We start from the raw sequence: 624 nt of genomic DNA on the forward strand, positions 1-624 counted from the left end.
CCGTTGTGGTCGTGGCAGAGGTGGTAGGATAGGCATCAACTCAGTCCTTTGGGTGTGGCTTGTTTTGTTTAGCGACTAATCAGATCGCACAAACTGGACTGAGTTCCCTTCCTCCGGTGATCTACTATTCGGAACAGCTATTTAGTTTGCTGGCCTTGCTGGTCAAACGTCGGCTGGCGCTGACGCTGATTGGCAGCGCGGAGTTATCGATGCTGAAGATTGCCAAAAACAGCGCGCTTTGGTTAATGCCGATATTGGCGAGCATCATCCATGGTGCGTGGCAGGAAATAACAGAGAAGTTGGAGTGGGCAATGGTGTATTTATCCAAAAACGGCAAAAAGAGTAGGCAGAGAAAATCCAAGCAAAACAACACGTTAGACGGTATTATTAATTCGCTTGCCGCTTAAGGTTCTGTACATGAGACGTTGATAGCAGTCTTGACATCTCTGCTCTCACCGAATCCAGTCGTGTCTAATATTTTACCTGATTACCCATGACCCTCAGCCAGCTTCAAGAGCCGATATGGCATCGGAGGGCTTGCCACGACTGCATGCCCCAATTCAACAAACATACTCTTGAGGTCAAAACGATGATTAAACCGGAAGCAGTATTCAGCAAGATGCC

Annotated in this window: 2 pseudogenes; one reads left to right on the forward strand and one right to left on the reverse strand. The window is 47.9% G+C overall.

Annotated features, from left to right (window positions below):
- Positions 1-143 precede the first annotated feature (143 nt).
- A pseudogene (locus MUW49_RS17955) lies at positions 144-407 on the forward strand (IS4 family transposase); the annotation flags it as partial.
- Between the two features lie 80 nt (positions 408-487).
- Here MUW49_RS17955 and MUW49_RS17960 read toward each other — a convergent pair.
- Positions 488-624 (reverse strand): annotated as a pseudogene (locus tag MUW49_RS17960) (IS1595 family transposase); the annotation flags it as partial.

It is taken from the genome of Aeromonas sp. LsrichE-8G, from assembly GCF_022869435.1.
Lineage (GTDB): Bacteria > Pseudomonadota > Gammaproteobacteria > Enterobacterales > Aeromonadaceae > Aeromonas > Aeromonas caviae.